The sequence below is a fragment of the Glacieibacterium arshaanense genome, from assembly GCF_004681125.1.
GTDB lineage: Bacteria > Pseudomonadota > Alphaproteobacteria > Sphingomonadales > Sphingomonadaceae > Polymorphobacter_A > Polymorphobacter_A arshaanense.
This window is the reverse complement of record NZ_SIHO01000002.1, coordinates 166,552-189,913: the sequence shown is the minus strand read 5'-3', so window position 1 is coordinate 189,913 and position 23,362 is coordinate 166,552. Positions and strand designations below refer to the sequence as shown.

Here is a 23,362-nt window from a genome sequence, read left to right as displayed (position 1 = left end):
GGGAACCCGCCATGCCTGACCGCTTTGAACACCACCGCGCCGACCTAGGCGATGTCGAACTCCATTATGTGACGGCGGGTAGCGGCGCGCCGGTCGTGCTGCTGCACGGCTGGCCACAGACCTGGTTCATGTGGCGCGACGTCATCCCGGCGCTCGCGGCCCGCTACAGCGTCATTGCGCCCGACCTGCGTGGCCTGGGTGACAGCAGCCGGCCCGAGGGGGGCTATGACAAGAAGACCGTGGCGCAGGATATCGCCAAGCTGATGACGGTGCTGGGCCATGAACGCTTTTTTGTCGTCGCGCACGACTGGGGCGGGCCGGTGGCCTATGCGCTCGCGGCGCAGTTTCCCGACCGCGTCCGCGCCATGGCGATTTTCGATGCGCCGGTGCTCGGCGACGGCGGGCCGGTCGAACATCACAACCGCTGGCACTTCGGCTTCCACGCGCTGCCCGGCCTGCCCGAAGCGCTGACGCAGGGGCGCGAGGACATTTATCTGCGCTTCTTCTACCGCTTCGGTGGGGCGCATCCTGATGCGATACCCGAGGTCGCGCAGGCGGAATATGTCCGCGCCTATGCCCAGCCGGGCGCAATGCGCGCGGGGTTCGAATACTATCGCGCCGTGCCGACCGACATCGCCGACAACACCGCTTTCCGGCAACAGGCGCTGCTGACGATGCCGATCCTGGCCTATGGCGGCGACCCGGCGACGCGCGGGCGCGGCCAGAGCGCACTCGAATCATGGCGGCGCGTCGCAACGCATGTCGAGGGCGGCACCGCGGAAAATTGCGGTCACTGGATTCCCGAGGAGCGCCCCGACTTCGTCGCGCGCGAAGTGTTGGCTTTCTTCGCGGCCGGCAGATAGGCCGCCGGACGCTATTGCCCCTCCCGCGAACGGGAGGGGTCAACGTCGCGTCAGATTTCGCGGCTGACGATTTCCTTCATGATTTCGCTGGTGCCGCCGAAGATGCGGGTGACGCGGGCGTCGCGCCACAGGCGGGCGACGGGGTATTCGTTCATGTAGCCGGCGCCGCCGTGGAGCTGGAGCGCCATGTCGCAGATTTCCCACTGCAGTTCGGTGTGCCAGAGCTTGGCGGCGGCGCCTTCGGCCGGCGTCAGTTCACCGGCGAGGTGGCGCTTGATGCAATAGTCGAGGTGGGCCCAGCCGACTTGCAGCTTGGTCTTGAGGTCGGCGAGCTGGAAGCGGGTGTTCTGGAAATCGAAGATGGTCTTGCCGAAGGCCTTGCGGTCCTTGGTGAACTTGACGGCTTCGTCAAACGCGCGCTGCGCGCCGGCCTGCGCCGAGACGGCGATCGACAGGCGTTCCTGCGGCAACTGGCTCATCAGATAGGCGAAACCCTTGCCTTCTTCGCCGAGGCAGTTGGTGATCGGCACGCGAACGTCGTTGAAGAACAGCTCCGACGTGTCGGCGCTGTGCTGGCCGATCTTGTCGAGGTTGCGGCCGCGCGCGAAGCCGTCGCGGTCGCTTTCAACGAGAATCAGCGACATGCCCTTGGCGCCCAACGTCGGGTCGGTCTTGGCGACGAGGATGATCAGGTCGGCGTTCTGGCCATTGGTGATGTAAGTCTTCGAGCCGTTGATCAGGTAGTGGTTGCCGTCGCGGCGGGCAGTGGTCTTGATGCCCTGCAAGTCGCTGCCGGTGCCGGGTTCGGTCATTGCGATAGCGGTGATGACTTCGCCCGAGATCATCTTGGGCAGCCATTTGGCCTTTTGTTCGGGCGAGCCGTAGTTGACTATATAGTCGCAGACGATGTCCGACTGCAGCGTGATGCCGGCCGACGAGCCGGCATAGGCGAGTTCTTCATCGATGACGGCGTTGAAGCCGAAGTCGAGGCCGAGGCCACCAAGTTCTTCGGGCACCGTCGGGCACAGCAGCCCGGCATCGCCGCAGGCGCGCCAGAAGTTGCGATCGACAATGCCTTCGGCTTCGTGGCGGTCGAGGTGCGGGATCAGTTCGCGTTCGAACAATTTGCGGACGGTGTCGCGGAAGGCGATGTGGTTTTCGTCGTAAGCGGTGCGCGCGGCAGTATCGAGCATGGCTGAATCTCCCAAGAATGCGGTCAACAAAAGTTGCGCCGTCGATGCGCGAGGTTGACGCGCACGTCAACCACTGTCTTATATGTGCCGTCGCGCCGGTGCTTGGGGATCTGCACGGCCGCGACGCCGCGAATGCAATAATCGGCCGCAACAGGCCGCAAGCGAGCAGGATCAGCCATGAACTTTGAATTTTCCGAAGAACAGGCGCAGATGCGCACCGAGGCGCGGCGCTTTCTGGAGGCCAAATGCCCACCCAAGGCGGTGCGCGCGGTGCTTGAAGGCAAGGCCCCGTTCGACCGCGCGCTGTGGCAGGGCCTCGCCGAAATGGGCTTTCTCGGCATCGCGATTCCCGAAGAATTCGGCGGGCTCGGTGCGGGCTATCTCGAACTGTGCGTCGTTGCCGAAGAGCTCGGCCGCGTCATTGCGCCGGTGCCGTTTTCGTCGTCGGTGTTCCTCGCCACCGAATTCCTGCTGATGGCTGGCAGCCCGGCGCAAAAGGCGGCCTGGTTGCCCAAGCTGGTGGCGGGTGAAGCCATCGGCACCTTCGCGTTCGCCGAAGGCACCGGCACGACAACGCCACGCAGCATCAAGACGCAAGCTGCCGGCGGCACGCTGAGCGGCGTCAAGCTGCCCGTCGCCGACGGTGATATCGCCGATTTCGCGATTGTCGCGGCGCGCACCGGCAGCGGCAGTGACGAACGCGCGATTTCGCTGTTTATCGTCGACCTCAACGCCGCCGGCGTGACGCGCGAGTCGGTCGCCACCATCGACCCGACGCGTAGCCACGCCAAGCTGACGTTCAATGGCGCCGCCGCCGAGCCGCTGGGCACTGCCGGCGAAGGCTGGGCGACCATTCAGGCGGTGTACGACCGCGCCGCGGTGCTGACCGCGTTCGAACAGGTCGGCGGCGCCGACCGCGCGCTCGAAATGGCGCGCGACTATGCGCTCGAGCGCATGGCGTTCGGCCGGCCGATCGGCTCGTTCCAGGCGATCAAGCATATGCTTGCCGACATGTATGTGTCGGCGACGCTGGCGCGCTCGAACAGCTATTACGGTGCCTGGGCGCTTTCGACGGGTGCGGCGGAGCTGCCCGAAGCCGCGGCCACCGCGCGTGTCTCGGCGACGCAGGCGTTCCAGCATTGCGCCAAAAACGACATTCAGGTGCATGGCGGCATGGGCTTCACCTGGGAGTTCGATTGCCACCTCTATTACCGCCGCGCGAACCTGCTCGCGCTCAACCTCGGCAGCCTGTCGCAATGGGAAGACAAGCTGATCGATCGCCTGCAAACCAAAAACGCCGCCTGACGGGAGAGACACCATGAATTTTGACGATACCCCGCAGGAAGCTGCGTTCCGCGCCACCGTTCGCACCTGGCTTGACGCCAATGCGCCCAAGCACCTCGAGGCGCAGCTGCGCACCGCCGGTTTCGCCAGTGGCGGCGTCACCAGCGAAGACCCGATGGCTGCGGCCCGGGCGTGGCAGAAGAAGAAGTACGACGCCGGCTATGCCTGCCTGCACTGGCCCAAGGAATATGGCGGCGGCGGTTTCAGCCCGATCGAGCGCGTCATCTGGGGGCAGGAAGAAGGCCCCTATGCGGCGCTTGGCGGCCTGTTCACCATCGGCCACGGCATGTGCTGCCCGACGCTGATGGCGTGGGCGAGCGAAGACCAGAAGCGCGACTTGCTGCCGCAGGCAGCAGCGGGCGAGCAGGTCTGGTGCCAGCTTTTCTCCGAACCCGCTTCGGGGTCCGACCTTGCAGGCCTGCGCACCCGTGCCGAGCCGGCGAATGACGGCAGCGGCGACTGGATCATCAACGGCCAGAAGATCTGGACGAGTGGTGCCCAGCACTCCGACTGGGGGCTGCTGATCACGCGCACCGACCCGGGCGTCGCCAAGCACAAGGGGTTGACGATGTTCTTCCTCGATATGCGTTCGCCGGGTGTCGAGGTGCGGCCGATCAAGCAGGCCAATGGCCAGTCAGGCTTCAACGAAGTCTATTTCACCGACGTTCGCATTCCTGACGCGCAGCGCCTCGGCGCGGTCGGCCAGGGCTGGGAAGTGTCGCTGACGACGCTGATGAACGAGCGGCTGTCGATCGGTTCGGGCATGCCGACGGGTTTTCCGGAACTGTTCGACCTCGCCTGCCGTCTTGAAACGCCCGACGGCCCGGCAATCAACGACCGCAACGTGCGCTCGAAGCTGGCCACCTGGGCGGTGCGCACCTCAGGCCTCAAGTACACCGGCATGCGCGCGATTTCGGCACTGTCGCGCGGCGAGACCCCGGGGCCGGAAAACTCGATCGGCAAGCTGGTCGCTGGTGCGACGATGCAGGACATCGCCGCATTCGCGCTCGACCTGCAGGGCGAGGCCGGCATTCTGGTCGACCCCGAAGTGACGGCCGCCAATGGCCGTTTCCAGGCCATGCTGCTGCGTTCACCGGCAACGCGCATCGAAGGCGGCTCGGACGAAATCCTGCGCAACATCATCGCCGAGCGCGTGCTCGGGCTGCCGGGTGACATCCGCGTCGACAAGACGGTGCCGTTCAACCAGATCCCGACCAGCGGCAAGCGCTGATCGGGCAACCCGCGAATCTGTCAATATTAGTTACACTTTCGTTGAGTTCGTTTCAGTCAACGCCTTGAATCTGTTGACATCCGATGATTGGCCCAAGTCTTGCATGGTTAATCTCAGTTGTTTTCAGCGTTGGTAAGAATGCGCCGCTTTGCTGCGGCACGAACTCAATAGGGAGAACAAAGTGAAGCAATTTCTGTTTGGCAGCGTGCTTGCGCTAGGCGCGGCCTTGGCCACGCCGGCGCAGGCCGCGTCGTATGTTGTCGACCTTACTGGCAATGTCGCCGGCTTTTCCAATTTCCAGCAGGATTTTGGGGGGTTGCACTTCAACAGCTATTTTCTGTCGCTGAGCGGGCTCGATTCGAGCAACGCGATCACCGTCGATCAAGGTGACGACATCTTCGCGACGGTAACGCTCGATGCCTTGTATACCATTCCGGCATCGCAGGTGCGGACCGACCTGCTGCTGTATTTCTTCGGCAGCGGCTTCTCGGGCGGGCCGACTGCCGTCAATGGTGCATTCAACTTCTATGATGGTACGACGCTGGTAGGTTCGTACGGCTACAGCAGCTCGACATCGAGCCAGCTGGCGAGCTTTGCTGTGTTGTTCCCGCCGGACAATGGCGCCTTCAGCTTTGATTCGTTCACCACCTCCGTCAACATCACCTTGCTCGACGCGCCGGCGACACTCGACCAGGCAGCGTTCAGCTATTCGCTGGTCAGCGACATCCGCGCGGTGCCCGAGCCCGCGTCATGGGCGCTGATGATCGGCGGCTTCACGCTGGTCGGCACCGCGCTTCGCCGCCGCCGCAGCGCTGCCGCGACGGTTTAGTCAGCGACCGTCAGCGAAGTGCAATCCCTCGCCCCCATGGGGCGGGGGATTTGCTTATTCGGGCTCCGCGGCGCGTGCCGCCAGCCAGCGTTCGAGCCACTTGATCGAATAGTCGCCGGCGATGAAATCGGGGGCTTCGATCAGTGCCTGATGCAGCGGAATCGTCGTTTTCGGCCCGTGGATGACATATTCCTCGAGCGCGCGATGCAACCGGGCGATGGCGTCTTCGCGCGTCGCGCCATAGACGATCAGCTTGGAGATCAGGCTGTCGTAATAGGGCGGGATGCGGTAGCCGTCGTACAGCGCGCTATCGACGCGGACGTGCAGTCCGCCGGGCGCGTGATAGTCGGTGACGCGGCCGGGTGACGGCGCGAATGTCGCCGGGTCTTCGGCGTTTATCCGGCATTCGATGGCATGGCCTTCGAAGCGAATCTGATCCTGGGTGACCGACAGCGGCAGGCCCGAAGCGACGCGGATCTGTTCGCGCACCAGATCGATACCGGTGATGGCTTCGGTGACCGGGTGTTCGACCTGCAGCCGGGTGTTCATTTCGATGAAGTAGAACTCGCCGTTTTCGTAGAGGAACTCGAACGTGCCGGCACCGCGATAGCCGAGTTTGGCGACCGCCTGCCGCACGACTTCGCCCATGCGCTTGCGCTGTTCGGGGCTGATTGCCGGGCTTGGGGCTTCTTCGAGCACCTTCTGGTGTCGGCGCTGGAGCGAACAATCGCGTTCGCCGAGGTGGATCGCGCCACCCTGACCGTCGCCAAAAATCTGGAACTCAATATGGCGCGGCTCGGACAGGTATTTTTCGATGTAGACGGTGTCGTCGCCGAACGCCGCCTTGGCTTCGGCACGGGCCTGCGCCATCAGCGGCCCCATCGATTCGGCGTCAGGCACGACCTTCATGCCGCGGCCGCCGCCGCCCGATGCGGCCTTGACCAGCACCGGATAGCCAATCTTGTCGGCAATTGCGATGCCTTCGGCGGCACCTTCGACCGGTCCGTCGGACCCTGGCACCAGCGGCAGGCCAAGTGCGGCTGCGGTGCGCTTGGCTTCGATCTTGTCGCCCATGCGGCGGATATGGTCGGCCGTCGGGCCAATCCAGACGATATTATGCTCCTCGACGATTTCGGCGAAGCGCGCGTTCTCGCTGAGGAAACCATAGCCGGGGTGGATGGCGTCGGCCTGGGCGATTTCAGCGGCCGAAATGATGTTGGGGACGTTGAGATAGCTGTCGGTCGCCGACGGCGGCCCGATGCAAATGGCTTCGTCGGCGAGGCGCACGTGCATTGCATCGGCATCGGCGGTCGAATGCACGGCGACGGTCTTGATGCCGAGTTCGCGGCAGGCGCGATGGATGCGCAGCGCGATTTCGCCGCGGTTGGCGATCAGAATCTTGCCGATGTGGCGCGGAGCCTTGGGGTCGGCCACTATTCGATCACCACCAGCGGCTGGTCATATTCGACCGGCGCCTCATTGCTGACTAGGATCTGCGCGACCTTGCCGGCCTTGGTCGCGGTGATCGTGTTCATGACCTTCATGGCTTCGATGATCAGCAGTGTGTCGCCGACCTTGACGCTGGCGCCAACGCTGACAAATGGCGCCGCACCGGGCTCGGGCGTCAGATAGGCAGTGCCGACAATCGGCGACTTGACGAGGCCGGGGTGTTTGCGGACGTCATCGACGACAGCTTCGGCAGGGGCTGCGGCAACGGGTGCGGCCGGGGCGGCATAGGCGACAGGCGCTGCGGCAACGGCGCCAGTCATCTGGCGCGCAACGCGGATGCGGCGTTCGCCGTCCTGAACCTCGATTTCGCTCAGATGCGTCGAATCGAGCAGAGCCGCGAGCTCACGGACGAGCTTGGTATCGACTTGCATGGCATTGGATGCGGGGGATTTTGCTGCCGTCATCTTGGTTCCCGTAACTCTGGTGGCCGAAAGGGCTGGGGGGCCTATGTGTCAGAACGTCGCGGCGGCGTCCAGCGCCAGCCGGTAACCCTGCGGTCCGAAGCCGCAGATGACCCCTGCGGCGACCGGACTGATGAAGCTGTGGTGGCGGAACGCCTCGCGCGCATGCGGGTTCGAGATATGGACCTCGATGACCGGCACGGTAATCGACTTGATCGCGTCGTGCAGCGCCACCGACGTGTGTGTCAGCCCGCCCGCATTGAGGATGACGGCACGGACGCCACGCGATGCCGCCTCATGCAGCCAGTCGATGAGATGGCCTTCATGATTCGACTGGCGCAGGTCGATGGTCAGCCCGAGCTCGCCGGCGCGGTCTTCGAGCATCATCGCAATGTCATCGAGCGTGTCGAGTCCGTAGACCTCGGGCTCGCGCGTGCCGAGGAGATTGAGGTTGGGGCCGTTCAGGACGAGCACCAGATTGGCCGCGTCGGTCATGTTTGCCCCCGATAGAATATGGACGATGTGGTCGCAGCCCTTATATGTGGCGCTCACGCGATTGGAAAGTTTTGCATGATCGAAGTCAGCATCAACGGCGAACCGCGCAAGCTGGCAGCGGGCATGACGGTGGCGGGCCTGCTTGCCGAGCTGGCGTTGCCGGGCGACAAGGTGGCAGTTGAACGCAACCTCGAGATCGTGCCGCGCTCGACATTCGCGCAAGTCGCGCTGGCGCAGGGCGACAGGCTCGAGATCGTGCATTTCGTCGGCGGTGGTCAGGACGATGGCGACGGCTGGGAAGTCGCAGGCCGCCAGTTCAAGTCGCGGCTGATCGTCGGCACCGGCAAGTACAAGGATTATGCGACCAACGCCGCCGCCGTAACCGCGTCGGGGGCCGAAATCGTCACGGTGGCGGTGCGCCGCGTCAATGTCACCGATCGCGGTGCGCCGATGCTCACCGATTTCATCGACCCGAAGAAGTTCACCTACCTGCCCAACACCGCCGGCTGCTTCACCGCCGATGACGCGATCCGCACGCTGCGGCTGGCGCGCGAGGCCGGTGGCTGGAACCTCGTCAAGCTCGAGGTACTGGGCGAGGCGCGGACTCTGTATCCCGACATGGCTGAAACGCTCAAGGCCACCGAAGTGCTGGTCAAGGAGGGCTTCGACGTCATGGTCTATTGCGCCGACGACCCTATCGCCGCGAAGAAGCTCGAAGACCTCGGCGCCTGCGCGATCATGCCGCTGGGCTCGCTGATCGGTTCGGGCCTGGGCATTCAGAATCCGGTGACCATCCGCATGATCATCGAAGGTGCCAAGGTGCCGGTACTGGTCGATGCCGGTGTCGGCACGGCATCGGATGCGGCAGCCGCGATGGAGCTCGGCTGCGCCGGCGTGCTGATGAACACCGCGATTGCCGAAGCCAAGGACCCGTTGCTGATGGCGCGCGCGATGAAGCTGGCAGTCGAAAGCGGCCGGCTGGCGTATCGCGCCGGGCGCATGGCCAAGCGCCGCTATGCCGATCCGAGCTCGCCGCTCGCCGGGCTGATCTAGGCGCGCTTGGTGGGGGGCTGGCTGGCGACAATGGCAGGCTTGACCTTCGCCGAGCTGGAGAATGTTCAGGCCGTCGGCATCGACCTGTTTCTGGCGACGGCCGTGGTGCAGGTGGTCGTCTCGGCAGCCATTTCGGCGCTACGCCTGCGCACCTCGATGATTGCGTCGCGCCACGGCGATCCTGCGGCGATTGCCACCGCCAGCGCGCTACACGCCGAAACCATCAAGTTCGAACGCGAGTTCAACCGCGTCAACCGCCGCCTCATCGGCTTTATCGGGCTGCTGCTGGTGTTTGCGGTCGGCGGGCTGGCGCTGACGACGATCTGGCAGCACCGCGTCGCCGGTGTCGCCGGCACGCTGGCGGTCATCGGCTTCTATCTGGTGCTGCCAATTGCGATCATCACTGCCGCAATGGCGCGTGCCTGGGGCCCGTTCCACCGCATTGACACCGCAGTCCGCGCCGTCGAACGCACCGCCAACGACGACAGCTAGGCGGTCGCGCCGGCTTCCTCGACGAGCGAGCGCACGAAGGCGTTATTGGCATCGACCAGTATGACCTTGGGTGTGACCGGCTTGTCGGTCAGCTCGAAGCCCATGACGATGATCTGGTGGCCCTTGCCGATCAGGTGCGCCGCGGCGCCGTTCATGCACATCGCGCCCGACCCGCGCTTGCCTTCGATGACATAGGTGTCGAGCCGCGCGCCGTTGGTGTTCGACACCACCAGCACCTTTTCACCGACCCACAGCCCGACGCGGTCGAGCAGATCGGCATCGATGGTGATCGACCCGACATACGCCAGATTCGCCTCGGTGACGGTGGCGTTGTGGATTTTAGAACGCATCAGAAATCGCATCGACAGGTCCCTTGGTCGCAGGCGCACGGCTCTAGCGGTTTGGCTGTGGCAGGTCCAGCGAGGTCGGGCCCGGTCTCACCGTATTCAATAATAATTCGCAATAGCGTTGCATTTGAGAATTGTTCGCATTAGTGATCGCGCCACGATAACAAGCGATCAGGGAATTTGAAGTTGATTGGATTGCGGCACACACTGGCGATCGCGGCAGCGGCGGGCATCACGGCAACGAGTATGGCAGCGCGTCCTGCCCATGCGGGCGAGGCGCTGTTCGGTTATCTCTACACTGCCGAGGTCATGCCCGCAGGTGCTATCGAGGTCGAACAATGGGTGACCGACAAGATCGGTCAGGAAAACGGCCATTTCAACGAACTGCAATTGCGCACCGAGATCGAGTTCGGCGTCACCGACCGCTTTCAGGTCGCCGGCTATCTCAACACCAAATACGAAAACGAGACCGCCGCGCCGGGCGATGCAGGTCTGAAATTCGACGGCTTTTCGTTCGAGGCAATCTGGCAGCTGAAGAACCCGTACAAGGACAGCTTCGGGCTGGCGCTATATGCCGAGCCGAGCATCGCCCCCGACGAAACCGAGTTCGAATTCAAGGTTCTGGCGCAGAAGAACCTGATGGATGGCCGGCTGGTGCTGGCCGCGAACGCTGTCGCCGAGTGGGTGGTCGAACAGCAGGACAATCTGACTGACCCGCTGACCGGACACGTCATCGCCGCCGGCGGCACCGAGAAGATTTCCGAACTGCAAATGCTGCTCGGCGCTTCGTACCGCGTCGCGCCGAACTGGTTCATCGGCGCCGAATATCGCTATGTCACCGAGTTCGAGGGGCTGGGCTTCGACGAACGCATCGAAAGCGCCAACTATATCGGCCCGACGGTGCACTTCGCCAAGGGCAAATGGTTCGCGACGCTGACCTGGTTGACGCGCTTCGGCGCCAATGACTATGGCCCGCAACCATTGGTGCCGCCGGGCGCCTTCGAACCCGACGTGACGACCAACGGTTTGCGGCTTAAGGTTGGCGTCTCGTTCTGAGCAAGGCGTAAACGATGAAACTGACCCGCCACTGGGCGTTGCTCGCGCTGGCGCCGGTGGCGCTGGTCGAAACGCGCGTGGTCGCCAAGGACTATCTGACGGTCGAGGCCGCGCAGAAGCTGCTGTTTGCCGGCGCCGACCGTTTTACGCCGCTGCCGGTCAAGCTCGATGATGCGCAGGTCGCGCGCATCAAGGCGTTGTCGGGCAAGGTCCAGCGCAACCGGACGCCAGCCATCTGGCGCGCGCAAGCCGGCGGCAAGACGCTCGGACTGGTGATTGTCGACGAGGTGCTCGGCAAGCATGAAAACATCACTTACGCGGTCGGTGTTTCGCCCGACGGCAAGGTCGTCGGCGTCGAAATCCTGAGCTACCGCGAGGCCTATGGCGGCGAGGTGCGATCGCCCGCCTGGCGCGCGCAGTTCGACGGCAAGACGCTGGCGAGTCCGTTCAAGCTCGACGGCGATATCGCCAATATCTCAGGCGCGACGCTATCGTGCCGCAACCTGACCGACGGCGTCCGGCGGCTGCTGGCACTGGCGGCGGTGGTGCCGGCGTGATCACCCGCGCCCAGCCGTGGCTTGGCACGCTGGTCGAAATCAGCGCCGACAGCGACGCCGCGATCGACGCGGGCTTTGCCGCGATCGCCCGCGTGCACCGCGCGCTCAATGCGCATGACCGGGGTAGCGAACTGTCGCACGCCAATCGCAACGCGCCCCACCAGCCGGTGCGGCTGTCGCGCATGGCAGCGGCAGTCATCGGCCGCGCGCAATTCTGGGCGGCGCGCAGTGACGGCGCGTTCGACGCCAGCGCCGGGCATTGGCGCGCGGTGCAGCTGACCGGCCGTACATTGCGCTATGCGGTGCCGCTCGCACTTGACCTGTCGGGCATTGCCAAGGGTTTCGCCGTCGACCGCGCGGTGGTGGCATTGCGGCGCACCGGCACCCGGCATGGACTGGTCAACGCCGGCGGCGACATGCGCGGTTTCGGTGCGGCATGGCCTGTGAGTCTGGTACGTCCCGACCGCGCCCCGGTGGCGAAAATCACGCTGCACGACGCATCCTTGGCCACCAGCGCACTGCGACCCGACGGCAGCGACGACCATTTGCGCGGGCTAGCGCGCGGCATCGTATCCGCCAGCGTCGAGTGCCGCCGCGCCATCGACGCCGATGCGCTGGCCAAGATCGTTGCGGGCGGCGGTCCGCGTGTCGCGGCCTGCCTCGATACGGTCGGCGCCGTGGCGCTGGTGATCGGCGCCGGCGGCGAATTGACACAAATCGGCAACCCCGACAGGCTTGCTGCATGACGCACCAGCCGCGGTTCAATCCCCGATTCGAACAACGTCTGCCGCGCTGGCACGCGCGCGGCATTTATGCCGGCTTCGTATTCCTGCTGGCGAGCGGTCTGGGCTGGCTGTGGCTGCACAATTTCGTCAGCGTCGCGGGCCCCTTTGGGCAGACACCGCATCCCGCCGAGCCAGTTGTCGTCAAGCTGCACGGCATCATCGCCTATGCGTTTCTATTACTGCTGGGGGCTTTGATCCCCGTTCATCTGCGGCTTGGCTGGGCTGGCAAACGTAGCCTCGTCACCGGACTGCTGACCGCGGGCGCGATGGTACTGCTCGCGGTGACCGGGCTGGGGTTATACTATGCCGGCGGCGAGGAACTGCGCGGGCTCGCCAGCCTGAGCCATTGGCTGATCGGGCTGGCGGCAGCGCTGGCGCTGGTCAGTCACGCGATCCGCGGCCGCCAGCGCCATTCGCGCGGGCTGCCGCGACCAATGGCACCAGTTCGCCGAGCACCGCGGCGTATAGATCCCGTTTGAACGGCACGATCAGGCTGGCCAACTCATCGATCGGCGACCAGCGCCAGCTGCGGAATTCGGGGTGGTGCGTGGCGATGTTGACGTCGGCGTCGGTGCCGGTGAAGCGCATCGCGAACCATTTCTGGCATTGGCCGCAATATTTGCCCTTCCAGATCGTGCCGACCAGATCATCGGGCAGATCGTAATAGTGCCAGTCGGCGGTCTGCGCGATCAGCACCGCCTTGGTGATGCCGGTTTCTTCCTCAAGCTCGCGAAACGCCGTCGCCAGCGGGTCCTCGCCGGGGTCGATACCGCCTTGCGGCATCTGCCACGCCTCGAGCGACGAGTCGAGACGCTGGCCGACAAAGACATGGTCATCATCGTTAAGCAGCATCACCCCGACGCCGGGGCGATAGGGCAGGCCGGATTTATGGACTTTGCCGGTCATTGGGGCGTGCATTCGGGCATGGTTTCTCCTGGGGCGCAGGTAACGCCGGGGTCGAGTTTGGCAAGTTCTTCCTGAACGCGGGTCGCAAAGCCGCTGGTGCCGGCGCCGCGCTGCGCGAACTGCACGGTCCATACAGTTTGAGTATCGCGGAACATCGCAATGGCGGCGCGTTCGGCGGTTGGTGCACCTTCGACGCCGCAACCGATCAGCAGCGCCCGGTAGCCGAGCACGGGCCGTGCCACCGCACCGAGGTCGGCAAAGACCCGGCCCTCGCACTGGCCGCGATTGAACAGTGTGTCGGCGAGTTCGGCATCGCTGAGATGCGCCGCCCCCGCACCGACCGCACCGGTCACCGTCACCATCCGCGTCCAGCGTTCGACGGTTTCGCCATCGGGGACATATTCCATGATGAAACGGCCCCCGACTTCCTTCGTATAGGCAGGCAGCATCGGGCGCGGCAGAGCGAAGGTCACCGTACGGCTATAGACCTGTTGCACCGCACCGACGCTATCGACGGGCTGCTGCGCCCAAAGATCGCGCATCATCGCCGCATTGCCGTCGAGCGGCGCGGCCTGCGCGGTCAGGACCGCCGGCCACGCCAACAGCAATGCGGCGAGCAGCCGTTTCACGCCGCCGACGCCTCCATCGCAGCACGCAGGTCGGCAATCCCGCGCTTCAGGTCAGCCGCGATGCTGGGCAGTGCCGCGCGCAGGTTGAACGCGCCGTGGACGACGCCGGCGAGTTCGCGGAAGGTTACCGATACGCCGGCCTCAGCCAGCTTGGCAGCATAGGCGCGGCCCTGGTCGCGTAGCGGGTCGAGGCCGCAGGTCATGACGACCGCCGGCGGCTGCCCCGCAAGACTGGTGGCGCGAAGCGGCGAAGCGAGGACATCGTGGCGCTGGGTGGCGGTCGGGGCGTAGGTCACTTCGAACCAGCGCATCACCGCTTTGGTCAGCACATAGTCATCGGCGAATTCGTCGAGCGAGGCCCAGTCTTCGACCATGTCGACGGCCGGATAGATCAGCCACTGCGCCTTGAACGGCACCGGCAGCTGGCCGGCGAGCGCCTGCGCGACCACCGCACTGAGATTGCCGCCGGCGCTATCACCCGCGACCGCGACGCCGGTAACCTTCTCGCCGAGTTCAGCCGGCGAGCCTGCGACCCAGCGCGTGGCAGCGATGCAATCATCGGCTGCGGCGGGGAATATGGCTTCCGGAGCCATCCGGTAGTCGATGGCCACCACGGTCAGGCCGCTGGCGCGCGCGATTTCAGCGGCGAGCCCGTCATGGCTTTCAAGATCACCGATGACCCAGCCGCCGCCGTGGAAATAGACCAGCACATCACCCGACTTCGGCTTGTGGTTGCGGTAGAGCCGTGCCGGAATGGCGCCCGCCGGGCCGGGAATAGCGATGTCGCGGACTTCGGCAATATCGCCGCGCGGCAGATCGAGCATCGAGCCCATCGCGCGGTACATTTCGCGCCCGGCAACCGCGCCAAGATCGGCAATCGACGGGCCGGGTGCGGCCTTCATCTGGTCAAGCAGCGCCTGCACATCGGGACGTACGTAGGTCATTTCAGTCTCCCCAGGGTATCGCGACTTCAGAGGCCGCTGGTTGCATCGTCATAGAACGCCGCCAGATCGGTGTGGAGCTGGTGCAGCGAGTCGGGATTGAGATAGATCATGTGCCCCGAAGGATAATAGCGAAAGCTGACATTGGCAGCCTGCGCGGGCTCAAGCAGCAGGTGTGCGACATCATATTCAGTGGCGAAGAATGGCGTAGCAAGGTCGTAATAGCCGTTCAGCGCCAGAACCTTGAGATAGGGATTGGTGCGCATCGCCGCCGACAAATCCGGGCCAACGTTGGGTGTGGTCTGCGGATAGGGCGCGCCGGGCGCCTTGTGCTCCCAGTCCCAATCGAAGTCCTTGTCGCCGTCGGGACCATCGGCCGAGGTCAGATAGGCCAGTTCGCTGCGGTAGCCGAGATCGCGGCTGATATAGTCGCCAAATGCGGCGGTATAGGCGCCGGTGATCGCGGTGCCGGCGGCGTCATATTCGGGAAATTCGCCCGCCGCATCGACATCGACGCCGGTGTAGCGCGTGTCGAGGCGGCCGACGGTGGTGCGCTGATCGCGCAGCAGCTCCTTTTCGTAACGGAAGAGGTCGACGCGTAGGTTGGCGCGCTTGATATAGTCTGCCGAGATTCCGGTCAGCGCCGCCATCTTGTTCGCCACGGCGTCGCGTTCGGCCGGCGTTATCAGCGCGCCCTTCGCGAGCGCTGCCGCATAGGGCCCCATCGCGAAAGCGCGCGCCTGTGCCACGGCTTCGTCGACGGTTGCTGGCCGGTCGGCCATGCGGTTGTGGTACCAGGCGGTGGCGACATAGGTCGGCAGCAGCGTGATGAAGAAGGTGTCATAGCCCGATTGTTCGACGCCGTAGTTGAGGATCGTCGACAGCAGCACGACGCCGTTCAACGCCATGCCGCGCTCGCCGAGCTGGTACGCCAGCCCCGAAGCGCGCAGCGTGCCATAGGATTCGCCGAGCAGGAACTTCGGGCTGTTCCAGCGCTGCGTCTTGGTGACGTAACGGGTGATGGCACGCGCGAACGCATCGATGTCCTGATCGACGCCCCAAAAATCCGCGCCTTTGGCCTCGCCGACCGGGCGCGAATAGCCGGTGCCGATGGCATCGATGAACACCAGATCGGTCTTGTCGAGCAGTGTGTCGCGGTTGGCACCGAACGCCGGCGGGCCCGGGCGCACCGTCGCGGGCATGCTGGTCTGGACGCGCATCGGCCCGAATGACCCCATGTGCAGCCAGATCGACGACGATCCGGGGCCGCCATTAAACAGGAACGTCACGGGTCGCTTGCCCGGCGCGGCACCGTCGAGCGTGTAGGCGACATAGAAGACGCTGGCGGTTGGCTTGGCATGATTGTCGCGGATGGTGAGCGTGCCCGCGGTTGCGGTGTAATCGAGCTTGCGGCCGTTGACGTTGACGCTGTGCCGCGTCACCGACTTGGCTTCATCAAGTGGCGGCCGAGCCCAGGCTGCGGCAACGGCATCGGCATTGGCTTCGTCAAACTTGGCCTTGGCGCTGGCCGGATCGGGTGTCGCTTCAGCGTCTGCGGGCGGCTCGGCGGCGCGAAGAGCCATGGGCAACAGCAAGATCAGCAAGAGCAGGTGGCGCATGGTTCCCCCCGGGATCGACCGGTGCAGCGTTACAGCATCACGCGCCAAAGCACAGCCTCGATATGTCGCGAGGGTGCTTGGTCGCGCCATACATTTTCTGCTTGGCCGCCGGCGGGGTGCGGGCGTAGGGAAACTGCAACGAAATGGCCTTGGGGATGTATCCGTGGCGACTGCCTTGAAAGACAATTTTGAATCGAGTGCGCGGCTCAGCAATCACCCCGATGCCGTGGTGGTGCGTTTTGCCGGTGATAGCGGCGACGGCATGCAGCTGACGGGTGGCCAGTTCACCCTGTCGAGCGCGCTCGCCGGCAACGATTTTTCGACTTTCCCCGACTTTCCCGCCGAAATCCGCGCCCCACAGGGCACGACGTTCGGCGTGTCGGCATTCCAGGTCAATTTCGGGTCAAGCGACATCGAAACCGCCGGCGACCAGCCCGATGTGCTCATTGCGATGAACCCCGCCGCACTCAAAACCAACGTCGGCGACCTGCGCCCCGGCGGGTTGGTCATCGCCGACACCGGCGAGTTCGGCCAACGCAACCTCGCCAAGGCCGGTTATACGGTCAGCCCGATCGACGACAACAGCCTCGCACGCTGGCAGGTGCTGGCGTTCGACATCAGCGCGCTGACGCTCGAAGCCGTCAAGCCGTTCGGGCTCGGCAACAAGGAAGCGCTGCGTTGCAAGAACATGTGGACGCTGGGGCTGTCGCTTTGGATGTTCGACCGCGACCGTGCGCCGCTGATCGCCTGGCTGCAGGACAAGTTCGCCAAGAACCCGGTGCTGGCGGACGCCAACATCGCCGCGCTCAACGCCGGGCATGCTTACGGCGAAACCGCCGAAATCGGCGGGCCGCTACGCCAGTGGACGGTTGACGCCGCCAGCGTCGAGCCCGGCTATTACCGCACTATCACCGGCGGTGAGTCGCTGTCGCTGGGGCTGGTCGCGGGCGCCCGACTGGCCGGGCTGGACCTTTTCCTCGGCTCCTATCCGATCACCCCGGCTTCGCCGATCCTGCACGCGCTGGCGCGGTTGAAGGAATTCGGTGTCACCAGCTTCCAGGCCGAAGATGAAATCGCCGCCATCGGCGCCGCCATCGGCGCGAGCTACGCCGGGCAATTGGGCGTGACCTCGTCGAGCGGCCCCGGCATTGCCTTGAAGGGCGAGGCGATCGGGCTGGCGATCATCACCGAGCTGCCGCTGGTTATCGTCAATTCGCAGCGCGGCGGACCATCGACCGGGCTGCCGACCAAGACCGAGCAGAGCGACCTGTATCAGGCGATCTACGGCCGCAACGGCGACGCGCCGCTGGTTGTGCTGTCGACGTCGTCACCGACCGATTGCTTCGATGTGGCGATCGAGGCGGTGCGGCTGGCGACGCAGTTCATGACACCCGTCATGCTGCTCACCGATGGCTATATCGCTAACGCCGCGCAGCCGTGGCTGGTCCCCGACATGGACGATTACGAACCGTTCCCGGTGGTCTTCCACACCGAAGCCCCGGCTGAGGGCAAGTTCAACCCGTACCAGCGCGACGCCGAAACCCTGAAGCGGGTCTGGGTCAAGCCCGGTACGCCAGGGCTGACGCACCGCATCGGCGGCATCGAAAAGGGCTTCGATACCGGCAACATCAACTACGAAGCCGCCAACCATCAAAAGATGACCGATACGCGTGCCAATAAGATTCTCGGCATTGCCAACCACATCCCTGATCAGGACATCGATCAGGGCGCGGCAGGCGGCAAGCTCGTCGTTGTCGGCTGGGGATCGACCTATGGCCCAATCCGCAAGGCCGTCGAAGCGGCACGCGCGCGCGGGCTCGATGTCAGCCATATCCACATCCGCTACCTGTGGCCGCTGCCAAAGAATCTCGGCGATTTGCTCAAGAGCTTCGACAAGATTTTGGTGCCCGAAATGAACACCGGACAGCTCAAGACCGTGTTGCGCGACCAGTATCTGGTCGATGCCAAGCCGCTCAACAAGGTCAGCGGGCAACCGTTCAAGATTGCCGAAATCGAAGCGGCGATCGACGCGGAACTGGCAAGGAAGGGTTGAACCGATGAACGACATGACCGCAATTGCCATCCCCGACGGCAGCAAGCCCGACCATTGGGCGACCGATCAGGAAGTCCGCTGGTGCCCCGGCTGCGGCGACTATGCCATCTTGAAGGCGGTGCAGCGCACTATGCCCGAAATCGGCGCCAAGCCGGAAAACACCGTGTTCGTCAGCGGCATCGGTTGCTCGTCGCGCTTCCCCTATTACATGGAAACCTACGGCTTCCACACGATCCACGGCCGGGCGCCGACGATTGCCACCGGCATCAAGCTGGCGAATCCCGAACTCGACGTGTGGATCATCACCGGCGACGGCGACGGCCTCAGCATCGGCGGCAACCACATGCTGCACCTGTTGCGCCGCAACCTCGACGTCCAGCTGCTGCTGTTCAACAACGAAATTTACGGGCTGACCAAGGGTCAGGCCTCGCCGACCAGCCGTACCGGCACCAAATCGCCGTCGACGCCGTTTGGCTCGGTCGACCGTCCGGTCAATCCGTGTGCGTTCGCGCTCGGTGCCGGCGGCCGCTTTATCGCGCGCACCATCGACACCGCGCAGAAGCACATCCCGACCATCCTCAAGCGCGCGCATGCGAACAAGGGCACCAGCTTCGTCGAGATCTACCAGAACTGCATCGTCTACAACGACGACGTGTTCGCCGCGTTCACCGACAAGAAGAACGCCGCGAATACGCAGCTGTGGGCCGAGCACGGCAAGCCTTTGCTGTTTGCGAACGGCACCAAGGGGCTGCGACTCAACACCGCGACGGTCGAGCTCGAAGTCATCGACATCATCGAGGGCGCGACCGAAGTCGTGCTGATCCATGACGAAACCAACCGCATGCTGGCGCAATTGCTCATCGACATGCCGTTCGGTGAATTCCCGATGGCGCTCGGCGTGCTCTATTGCGACCCGGCGCCGAGCTTCGAAACTGCAGTGATCGAGCAGAACCATGCCGTGGCCAAGGGCAAGAAGGCTGACCTCAACGCGCTGATCCGCAAGGGCCAGAGCTGGACGGTGCACGACGCGGCGACGCACAAGATGTGACCAGCATGCGGGGGATTGGCGCACGTTGCTGCGTAATCCCCGTGTATGTTGCGTGACCTGACCGATTCCGCTGCCTTGATGGCGCGTGTTGCCGATGGCGATACCGCCAGCTTTGACCAGCTGGTGGCACGACTTCATGCACCGATGCTGCGGCTGGCGCTGCGCATTTGCGGTGACCGCCGCGATGCCGAGGACGCGCTGCAGGCCGCACTGACCCGGTTGTGGACGCATGCCGAAATCTACGAGGCCGCGCTCGGCAGCGTCGAAGGCTGGTTCCACCGCATCCTTGTCAACCAGTGCCTCGACCGGCGCCGGCGACTGCGCCCTGTCGTGCCGCTCGACGAAGCCTTCGACATCGCCGCGTCCGACCCCTCTCCGTTTGACCAGGCCGACGCCAATGCGCGGGCGCGTCGCATCAATGCCGCCATGGCACGGCTCAATTCGCGCCAGCGCGCCGCCATCGCGCTATTCCACGGCGAGGGTGCCAGCATGGCCGAGATCGCCACGCAACTTGAAACCAGCCCCAAGGCTGTCGAGGGATTATTGGCGCGGGCGCGTAAGGAATTGAGTGAACTGCTGGCCAGCGAACGGACGGATACGAAGTGACAAACGACCGCGCCCTTGAAATCATCGCCGCCTACGGCGCCGACGTCACGCGCTGGCCTGCCGAAGAGCGCGCCGCGCTGACGACTGCCATTGCCAATAGCCCGGCGCTGCAGCGCGCGCTGGCCGACGCCCGCACCACCGATGCCGCGATTGCCAGCATGCTCGGCGACTGGGCGCAGGTTGCACCGTCGGCCGCCGACAGCGCGAAGCTCGCTGCAGCCGCACGTGCCTCCGCGCCGCGCTGGAACCGCTGGATCGGCGGCGCGTTTGCTGCAGCAATTGCCGCCTCGCTCATCGCCATTACGCCACTGCCCCGGATGTGGGGCGGCGGCACCGAACAACAGGGAACCACGTCACCGACCATCGTTGCCAGCGCCGACAACACCGGAATCACCGATGCCCAAGCCTATGCAATGCTGTTCACACTGACTCCACAAGAGGAAAGCCTGATATGAAAACGCTTCTGAAATCGACCGGCGTCGCACTGGCGATGCTGCTGGCGCTGCCCGCCGCGGCACAGACCGCGCCTGCTGCACCGCCAGCGCCCGGCATGCAGGCCGGCCCGCATGGCGGCCCCGGCGGACGCGGGGGCATGCGCATGCAAATGTTTGCCTCGCTCAGCCCCGCGGGCCAGGCCATCATGCGCGATGCGATGAAGGGCGGCGATCCACGCGCCGACCACGCCGCGGTCAAGGCGGCACGCGACCAGATCCTCGTGCTGCTCGATGCCGAGAAGCTCGATGTCGCGGCGCTGAAGCGTGCCATGGACGCTGAACGTAACGCCGCAGAAGCCGCGCACACCAAGCGCCAGAATGCGCTGCTCGCGGCGTATCAGAAGCTGTCGCTCGCCGATCGCAAGGCGCTCGTTGCCGAAGCCAAGGCAATGCGTGCGCGCATGGAAGCGATGATGGTCAAGAAGGGTACGCCGATGATGATGCACGGCGGCCCCGGCGGCATGGACGGCATGGAAGATATGCCGCCGCCCCCGCCAGCGAAGTAAGCGCGGATCAGGCGGCAGGCGGGCGGAAGCCGGTCTGCCGCTCGATTTCGGCCCACAGCAACTCGCCGAGCCGCCGCGTCACCGGCCCCGGCTTGCCGCTACCGACCTTGACGCCGTCAATCTCGACGATGCCGAGGCATGGCGCCGTCGTCGAGGTCAGGAAGGCTTCGGCAGCGCCCTGCGCCTCGGCGAGCGTGAACGGCCGCTCCTCGACCTTGATCTGCGCCGCGTGCGCCAGTCGCAGCAGGCTGGCACGCATGATGCCCGGCAATATCCGCGCCGATAGCGGATGGGTGATGACCGTGCCAGCCGCATCGACAATCCAGGCGTTGGTCGAGCCGCCTTCGGCAACGACGCCGTCATTGCTGACAAACCACGCTTCGAAACTGCCTGCCAGCCGCGCCGTCTGCTTGGCCAGCACATTGGGCAGCAACGCCACTGTCTTGATGTCGCAACGCCCCCAGCGCTGGTCGGTGACGCTGGTGACCTTGACGCCGACCGCCTGCTGCGGCACCCGCGCCGCGAAATCGAAACGCCGCACCGTCATCACCAATGTTGGCTGCGCGTCGGCCGGAATCGGATGGTCGCGCCGCGCCGCGCCGCGCGTCACTTGGATATAGAGCAGTGCATCCTTGTAGCCGTTGAGCGCAATCAGCCGCCGCGCCACCAGCGTCAGCGCCGCTGCCGACATCGGCGCGGGAATCAGCAGCGCCGACAGGTTGCGCGTCCAGCGATCGAGATGCAGCGGCCAGTCGAGCAGCTGCCCGTTGAGCACCGCGCACACTTCGTAAATCCCGTCGGCAAACTGGAAACCACGGTCCTCGACATGCACCGCCGCTTTGTCGAGCGGCACAAAGGCGTGGTTGACATAGGCTAGGCGCGGCATCTCGTCCCTTGCACTTGTGGCGGTGGTGAAAGACTGGCCTAGTCGGGAAGGCAAACGAAAGAAAGAGCCTCCGGCGGGCAGGCGTGACGCCTGCACCCATTTGTAGGGACACATCTTGGCAGCAACTCAAATCATCTGGTTCCGGCAGGACTTGCGGCTTGAGGATCAGGCCGCCGTTGTGGCGGCCGCAGCTGCGGGGCCGGTGATTGCCGTCTATGTGCTCGATGACGCAACGCCCGGCGAACGCCGCATGGGCGGCGCATCGCGCTGGTGGCTGCACCACAGCCTCGCCGCGCTCGACACCGCACTCACCGCACGCGGCGCCAGATTGCTGCGGCTGCGCGGACGCGCCGGCGTGGTGCTCCCCGAACTCGCCGCCGCTACCGGCGCGACGACCGTCCATGCACTGCACCACTACGAACCCTACGCGCTGACCCAACAAGCCGAAGTCGCCAAACGCCTCGACCTGCGGCTGTACGACGGGCTGACCTTGCTGCCGCCAGACGCACTGACCACTGGAGGTGGTGGCCGTTACCGCATCTTCACGCCATGGTGGAACGCGCTGCAGACACACATGCCGCCGCACACGCCGCAACCCGGTCCGGCGCAGTTCGAAATGGCCCCGGCACCCGCCGGCGACACCCTCGCCGACTGGGCGCTGCTGCCGACGCGGCCCGACTGGGCGATGGGATTTCGCAATTGGCAGCCCGGCGAAGCTGGCGCGCACGCGCGGCTTGCTGACTTCGCCGGCCACGTCGCAGGCTATGACACAGGGCGCAATTTCCCGGCGCAGGCGGCCACCTCGCGACTGTCACCGCACTTGCATTTCGGCGAGATTTCACCGGCGCAGGCCTGGGCGCGACTAGCCGGCGAGCCGGGCGCACGGCCGTTCCTGCGCCAGATCGGCTGGCGCGACTTTGCCGTGCAAACGCTCGACGCCTTCCCCGACCTGCACTGGCGCGCGATGCGCCCCGAATTCGACCGCATCGCCTTTACCGATATTGATGGCGGCGACGGCGCCTACCAACTGGCAGCATGGCAACGCGGTCGCACCGGCTATCCGATCGTCGACGCCGGGATGCGCGAGCTCTGGGCGACGGGCTGGATGCACAACCGCGTCCGCATGATCGCCGCCAGCTTCCTGACCAAGCATCTGCTCATCGACTGGCGCCACGGCGAGCGCTGGTTTTGGGATACGCTGGTCGATGCCGACCTCGCCAACAACGCCATGGGCTGGCAGTGGGTGATGGGCTCGGGCGTCGATGCCGCGCCCTATTACCGCATCTTCGCCCCCGTCACCCAAAGCGCCAAATTCGATGCCGCCGCCTATATCCGGCGCTGGGTGCCCGAGCTCGCCGCACTGCCCGGCAAGGCCATCCATGCCCCCTGGGAACACGGCGGCGCGCGCGGCTACCCGCCGCCGATCGTCGATCACGCGACGGCGCGGGCGCGAGCCTTGGCGGCGTTCGAGGCGATGAAGCTTTAAGTCGGGTGCAGGGTCTAGACCCTGCCCGCCGGA

General features: G+C 65.1%; 26 protein-coding genes. 16 read left to right on the top strand and 10 right to left on the bottom strand.

The window, feature by feature from the left end; genetic code table 11:
• Positions 1–11 precede the first annotated feature (11 nt).
• Positions 12–863 (top strand): alpha/beta fold hydrolase, encoded by an 852-nt coding sequence (locus tag EUV02_RS07135; protein ID WP_135245566.1) that lies wholly within the window; start codon positions 12–14, stop codon positions 861–863.
• Between the two features lie 50 nt (positions 864–913).
• On the opposite strand, the gene EUV02_RS07130 is transcribed toward EUV02_RS07135, so the two are convergent.
• Entirely contained in the window at positions 914–2,056 is a 1,143-nt protein-coding gene (locus tag EUV02_RS07130) for an acyl-CoA dehydrogenase family protein (RefSeq protein WP_135245565.1), read from the bottom strand.
• A 177-nt stretch (positions 2,057–2,233) separates the two neighbouring features.
• On the opposite strand from EUV02_RS07130, the gene EUV02_RS07125 reads away from it, so the two are divergent.
• The 3 genes from EUV02_RS07125 to EUV02_RS07115 all read left to right on the top strand — a co-directional run bounded on the left by EUV02_RS07125 (position 2,234) and on the right by EUV02_RS07115 (position 5,460).
• Positions 2,234–3,361 carry an acyl-CoA dehydrogenase family protein gene (locus EUV02_RS07125; RefSeq protein WP_135245564.1) on the top strand — a complete coding sequence of 376 codons (1,128 nt, stop codon included), beginning with the start codon at positions 2,234–2,236 and terminating at the stop codon, positions 3,359–3,361.
• A gap of 13 nt (positions 3,362–3,374) precedes the next feature.
• Entirely contained in the window at positions 3,375–4,631 is a 1,257-nt protein-coding gene (locus EUV02_RS07120; protein ID WP_135245563.1) for an acyl-CoA dehydrogenase family protein, read from the top strand.
• A 181-nt stretch (positions 4,632–4,812) separates the two neighbouring features.
• Positions 4,813–5,460 carry a PEPxxWA-CTERM sorting domain-containing protein gene (locus EUV02_RS07115; protein ID WP_166430550.1) on the top strand — a complete coding sequence of 216 codons (648 nt, stop codon included), beginning with the start codon at positions 4,813–4,815 and terminating at the stop codon, positions 5,458–5,460.
• Between the two features lie 54 nt (positions 5,461–5,514).
• Here the strand turns inward: EUV02_RS07115 and accC are convergent, their stop codons facing one another.
• From accC to aroQ, 3 genes are read right to left on the bottom strand one after another with little or no spacing between them, the layout of a single operon-like run.
• The gene (accC, locus tag EUV02_RS07110) at positions 5,515–6,894 is read right to left on the bottom strand and encodes an acetyl-CoA carboxylase biotin carboxylase subunit (RefSeq protein WP_243445813.1); all 1,380 of its coding nucleotides are present in this window, start codon (positions 6,892–6,894) and stop codon (positions 5,515–5,517) included.
• Positions 6,894–7,373: an acetyl-CoA carboxylase biotin carboxyl carrier protein gene (gene accB, locus EUV02_RS07105; protein WP_243445812.1), complete on the bottom strand. Its 480-nt coding sequence runs from the start codon at positions 7,371–7,373 to the stop codon at positions 6,894–6,896. Before accB ends, accC begins: the two co-directional genes overlap by 1 nt.
• A gap of 48 nt (positions 7,374–7,421) precedes the next feature.
• Complete coding sequence (aroQ, locus tag EUV02_RS07100; protein WP_135246431.1) at positions 7,422–7,865, bottom strand: type II 3-dehydroquinate dehydratase; 444 nt, start codon at positions 7,863–7,865, stop codon at positions 7,422–7,424.
• A gap of 75 nt (positions 7,866–7,940) precedes the next feature.
• Between aroQ and thiS the strand changes: the two genes are divergently transcribed.
• Positions 7,941–8,918 carry a sulfur carrier protein ThiS gene (gene thiS / locus EUV02_RS07095; protein WP_135245561.1) on the top strand — a complete coding sequence of 326 codons (978 nt, stop codon included), beginning with the start codon at positions 7,941–7,943 and terminating at the stop codon, positions 8,916–8,918.
• A gap of 30 nt (positions 8,919–8,948) precedes the next feature.
• Positions 8,949–9,410 (top strand): hypothetical protein, encoded by a 462-nt coding sequence (locus EUV02_RS07090; protein ID WP_135245560.1) that lies wholly within the window; start codon positions 8,949–8,951, stop codon positions 9,408–9,410.
• On the opposite strand, the gene panD is transcribed toward EUV02_RS07090, so the two are convergent.
• A complete protein-coding gene (gene panD, locus EUV02_RS07085; protein ID WP_243445811.1) occupies positions 9,407–9,760 on the bottom strand; it encodes an aspartate 1-decarboxylase in 354 nt (117 codons plus the stop codon). The genes EUV02_RS07090 and panD overlap by 4 nt on opposite strands.
• 243 nt (positions 9,761–10,003) lie before the next feature.
• Here panD and EUV02_RS07080 point away from each other — a divergent pair, with 243 nt between their 5' ends.
• Genes EUV02_RS07080 through EUV02_RS07065 form a run of 4 tightly spaced genes read left to right on the top strand, consistent with a single transcriptional unit; the run spans position 10,004 to position 12,634 of the window.
• On the top strand, positions 10,004–10,813 hold the full coding sequence (locus EUV02_RS07080) for a DUF6662 family protein (protein ID WP_135245558.1): 810 nt from the start codon (positions 10,004–10,006) through the stop codon (positions 10,811–10,813).
• A 14-nt stretch (positions 10,814–10,827) separates the two neighbouring features.
• The gene (locus EUV02_RS07075) at positions 10,828–11,370 is read left to right on the top strand and encodes an FMN-binding protein (protein WP_135245557.1); all 543 of its coding nucleotides are present in this window, start codon (positions 10,828–10,830) and stop codon (positions 11,368–11,370) included.
• The gene (locus EUV02_RS07070) at positions 11,367–12,116 is read left to right on the top strand and encodes an FAD:protein FMN transferase (protein WP_166430549.1); all 750 of its coding nucleotides are present in this window, start codon (positions 11,367–11,369) and stop codon (positions 12,114–12,116) included. Before EUV02_RS07075 ends, EUV02_RS07070 begins: the two co-directional genes overlap by 4 nt.
• Positions 12,113–12,634, top strand: a complete 522-nt coding sequence (locus EUV02_RS07065) for a DUF4405 domain-containing protein (protein WP_135245555.1) — start codon at positions 12,113–12,115, stop codon at positions 12,632–12,634. Before EUV02_RS07070 ends, EUV02_RS07065 begins: the two co-directional genes overlap by 4 nt.
• Here EUV02_RS07065 and EUV02_RS07060 read toward each other — a convergent pair.
• Genes EUV02_RS07060 through EUV02_RS07045 form a run of 4 tightly spaced genes read right to left on the bottom strand, consistent with a single transcriptional unit; the run spans position 12,537 to position 16,250 of the window.
• Entirely contained in the window at positions 12,537–13,061 is a 525-nt protein-coding gene (locus EUV02_RS07060; protein WP_135245554.1) for an RNA pyrophosphohydrolase, read from the bottom strand. The two genes, EUV02_RS07065 and EUV02_RS07060, sit on opposite strands and share 98 nt — an antisense overlap.
• A complete protein-coding gene (locus EUV02_RS07055; RefSeq protein ID WP_135245553.1) occupies positions 13,058–13,690 on the bottom strand; it encodes a hypothetical protein in 633 nt (210 codons plus the stop codon). Before EUV02_RS07055 ends, EUV02_RS07060 begins: the two co-directional genes overlap by 4 nt.
• Complete coding sequence (locus EUV02_RS07050; protein WP_135245552.1) at positions 13,687–14,634, bottom strand: alpha/beta hydrolase; 948 nt, start codon at positions 14,632–14,634, stop codon at positions 13,687–13,689. The genes EUV02_RS07055 and EUV02_RS07050 overlap by 4 nt, the downstream gene beginning before the upstream one ends.
• A 26-nt stretch (positions 14,635–14,660) precedes the next feature.
• A complete protein-coding gene (locus EUV02_RS07045) occupies positions 14,661–16,250 on the bottom strand; it encodes a S10 family peptidase (protein ID WP_135245551.1) in 1,590 nt (529 codons plus the stop codon).
• Positions 16,251–16,425: 175 nt separating this feature from the next.
• On the opposite strand from EUV02_RS07045, the gene EUV02_RS07040 reads away from it, so the two are divergent.
• From EUV02_RS07040 to EUV02_RS07020, 5 genes are read left to right on the top strand one after another with little or no spacing between them, the layout of a single operon-like run.
• The gene (locus EUV02_RS07040) at positions 16,426–18,303 is read left to right on the top strand and encodes a 2-oxoacid:acceptor oxidoreductase subunit alpha (protein WP_243445810.1); all 1,878 of its coding nucleotides are present in this window, start codon (positions 16,426–16,428) and stop codon (positions 18,301–18,303) included.
• Positions 18,304–18,307: 4 nt separating this feature from the next.
• Complete coding sequence (locus EUV02_RS07035; RefSeq protein WP_135245549.1) at positions 18,308–19,351, top strand: 2-oxoacid:ferredoxin oxidoreductase subunit beta; 1,044 nt, start codon at positions 18,308–18,310, stop codon at positions 19,349–19,351.
• Positions 19,352–19,396: 45 nt separating this feature from the next.
• Positions 19,397–19,957 (top strand): RNA polymerase sigma factor, encoded by a 561-nt coding sequence (locus EUV02_RS07030; RefSeq protein WP_135245548.1) that lies wholly within the window; start codon positions 19,397–19,399, stop codon positions 19,955–19,957.
• Positions 19,954–20,412, top strand: a complete 459-nt coding sequence (locus EUV02_RS07025; RefSeq protein WP_135245547.1) for a hypothetical protein — start codon at positions 19,954–19,956, stop codon at positions 20,410–20,412. The genes EUV02_RS07030 and EUV02_RS07025 overlap by 4 nt, the downstream gene beginning before the upstream one ends.
• Positions 20,409–20,957, top strand: coding sequence for a periplasmic heavy metal sensor (locus EUV02_RS07020; RefSeq protein WP_135245546.1), 549 nt, complete (start codon positions 20,409–20,411; stop codon positions 20,955–20,957). Before EUV02_RS07025 ends, EUV02_RS07020 begins: the two co-directional genes overlap by 4 nt.
• Positions 20,958–20,964: 7 nt before the next feature.
• On the opposite strand, the gene EUV02_RS07015 is transcribed toward EUV02_RS07020, so the two are convergent.
• Entirely contained in the window at positions 20,965–21,843 is an 879-nt protein-coding gene (locus tag EUV02_RS07015; protein WP_135245545.1) for a D-amino-acid transaminase, read from the bottom strand.
• A 115-nt stretch (positions 21,844–21,958) separates the two neighbouring features.
• Between EUV02_RS07015 and EUV02_RS07010 the strand changes: the two genes are divergently transcribed.
• Complete coding sequence (locus EUV02_RS07010) at positions 21,959–23,329, top strand: cryptochrome/photolyase family protein (protein ID WP_135245544.1); 1,371 nt, start codon at positions 21,959–21,961, stop codon at positions 23,327–23,329.
• The last annotated feature ends 33 nt before the right edge of the window (positions 23,330–23,362 follow it).

Excerpts from the sequence above, each read along its gene's own strand:
- EUV02_RS07015 (WP_135245545.1), bottom strand. The coding sequence starts at position 21,843 with ATGCCGCGCCTAGCCTATGTCAACCACGCCTTTGTGCCGCTCGACAAA.
- EUV02_RS07050 (WP_135245552.1), bottom strand. The coding sequence starts at position 14,634 with ATGACCTACGTACGTCCCGATGTGCAGGCGCTGCTTGACCAGATGAAG.
- accB (WP_243445812.1), bottom strand. The coding sequence starts at position 7,373 with ATGACGGCAGCAAAATCCCCCGCATCCAATGCCATGCAAGTCGATACC.
- EUV02_RS07080 (WP_135245558.1), top strand. The coding sequence starts at position 10,004 with ATGGCAGCGCGTCCTGCCCATGCGGGCGAGGCGCTGTTCGGTTATCTC.
- EUV02_RS07035 (WP_135245549.1), top strand. The coding sequence starts at position 18,308 with ATGAACGACATGACCGCAATTGCCATCCCCGACGGCAGCAAGCCCGAC.
- EUV02_RS07090 (WP_135245560.1), top strand. The coding sequence starts at position 8,949 with ATGGCAGGCTTGACCTTCGCCGAGCTGGAGAATGTTCAGGCCGTCGGC.
- thiS (WP_135245561.1), top strand. The coding sequence starts at position 7,941 with ATGATCGAAGTCAGCATCAACGGCGAACCGCGCAAGCTGGCAGCGGGC.
- panD (WP_243445811.1), bottom strand. The coding sequence starts at position 9,760 with ATGCGTTCTAAAATCCACAACGCCACCGTCACCGAGGCGAATCTGGCG.
- EUV02_RS07020 (WP_135245546.1), top strand. The coding sequence starts at position 20,409 with ATGAAAACGCTTCTGAAATCGACCGGCGTCGCACTGGCGATGCTGCTG.
- EUV02_RS07065 (WP_135245555.1), top strand. The coding sequence starts at position 12,113 with ATGACGCACCAGCCGCGGTTCAATCCCCGATTCGAACAACGTCTGCCG.
- EUV02_RS07045 (WP_135245551.1), bottom strand. The coding sequence starts at position 16,250 with ATGCGCCACCTGCTCTTGCTGATCTTGCTGTTGCCCATGGCTCTTCGC.
- EUV02_RS07120 (WP_135245563.1), top strand. The coding sequence starts at position 3,375 with ATGAATTTTGACGATACCCCGCAGGAAGCTGCGTTCCGCGCCACCGTT.
- EUV02_RS07075 (WP_135245557.1), top strand. The coding sequence starts at position 10,828 with ATGAAACTGACCCGCCACTGGGCGTTGCTCGCGCTGGCGCCGGTGGCG.
- EUV02_RS07060 (WP_135245554.1), bottom strand. The coding sequence starts at position 13,061 with ATGACCGGCAAAGTCCATAAATCCGGCCTGCCCTATCGCCCCGGCGTC.
- aroQ (WP_135246431.1), bottom strand. The coding sequence starts at position 7,865 with ATGACCGACGCGGCCAATCTGGTGCTCGTCCTGAACGGCCCCAACCTC.
- EUV02_RS07130 (WP_135245565.1), bottom strand. The coding sequence starts at position 2,056 with ATGCTCGATACTGCCGCGCGCACCGCTTACGACGAAAACCACATCGCC.
- EUV02_RS07125 (WP_135245564.1), top strand. The coding sequence starts at position 2,234 with ATGAACTTTGAATTTTCCGAAGAACAGGCGCAGATGCGCACCGAGGCG.
- EUV02_RS07030 (WP_135245548.1), top strand. The coding sequence starts at position 19,397 with ATGTTGCGTGACCTGACCGATTCCGCTGCCTTGATGGCGCGTGTTGCC.
- EUV02_RS07135 (WP_135245566.1), top strand. The coding sequence starts at position 12 with ATGCCTGACCGCTTTGAACACCACCGCGCCGACCTAGGCGATGTCGAA.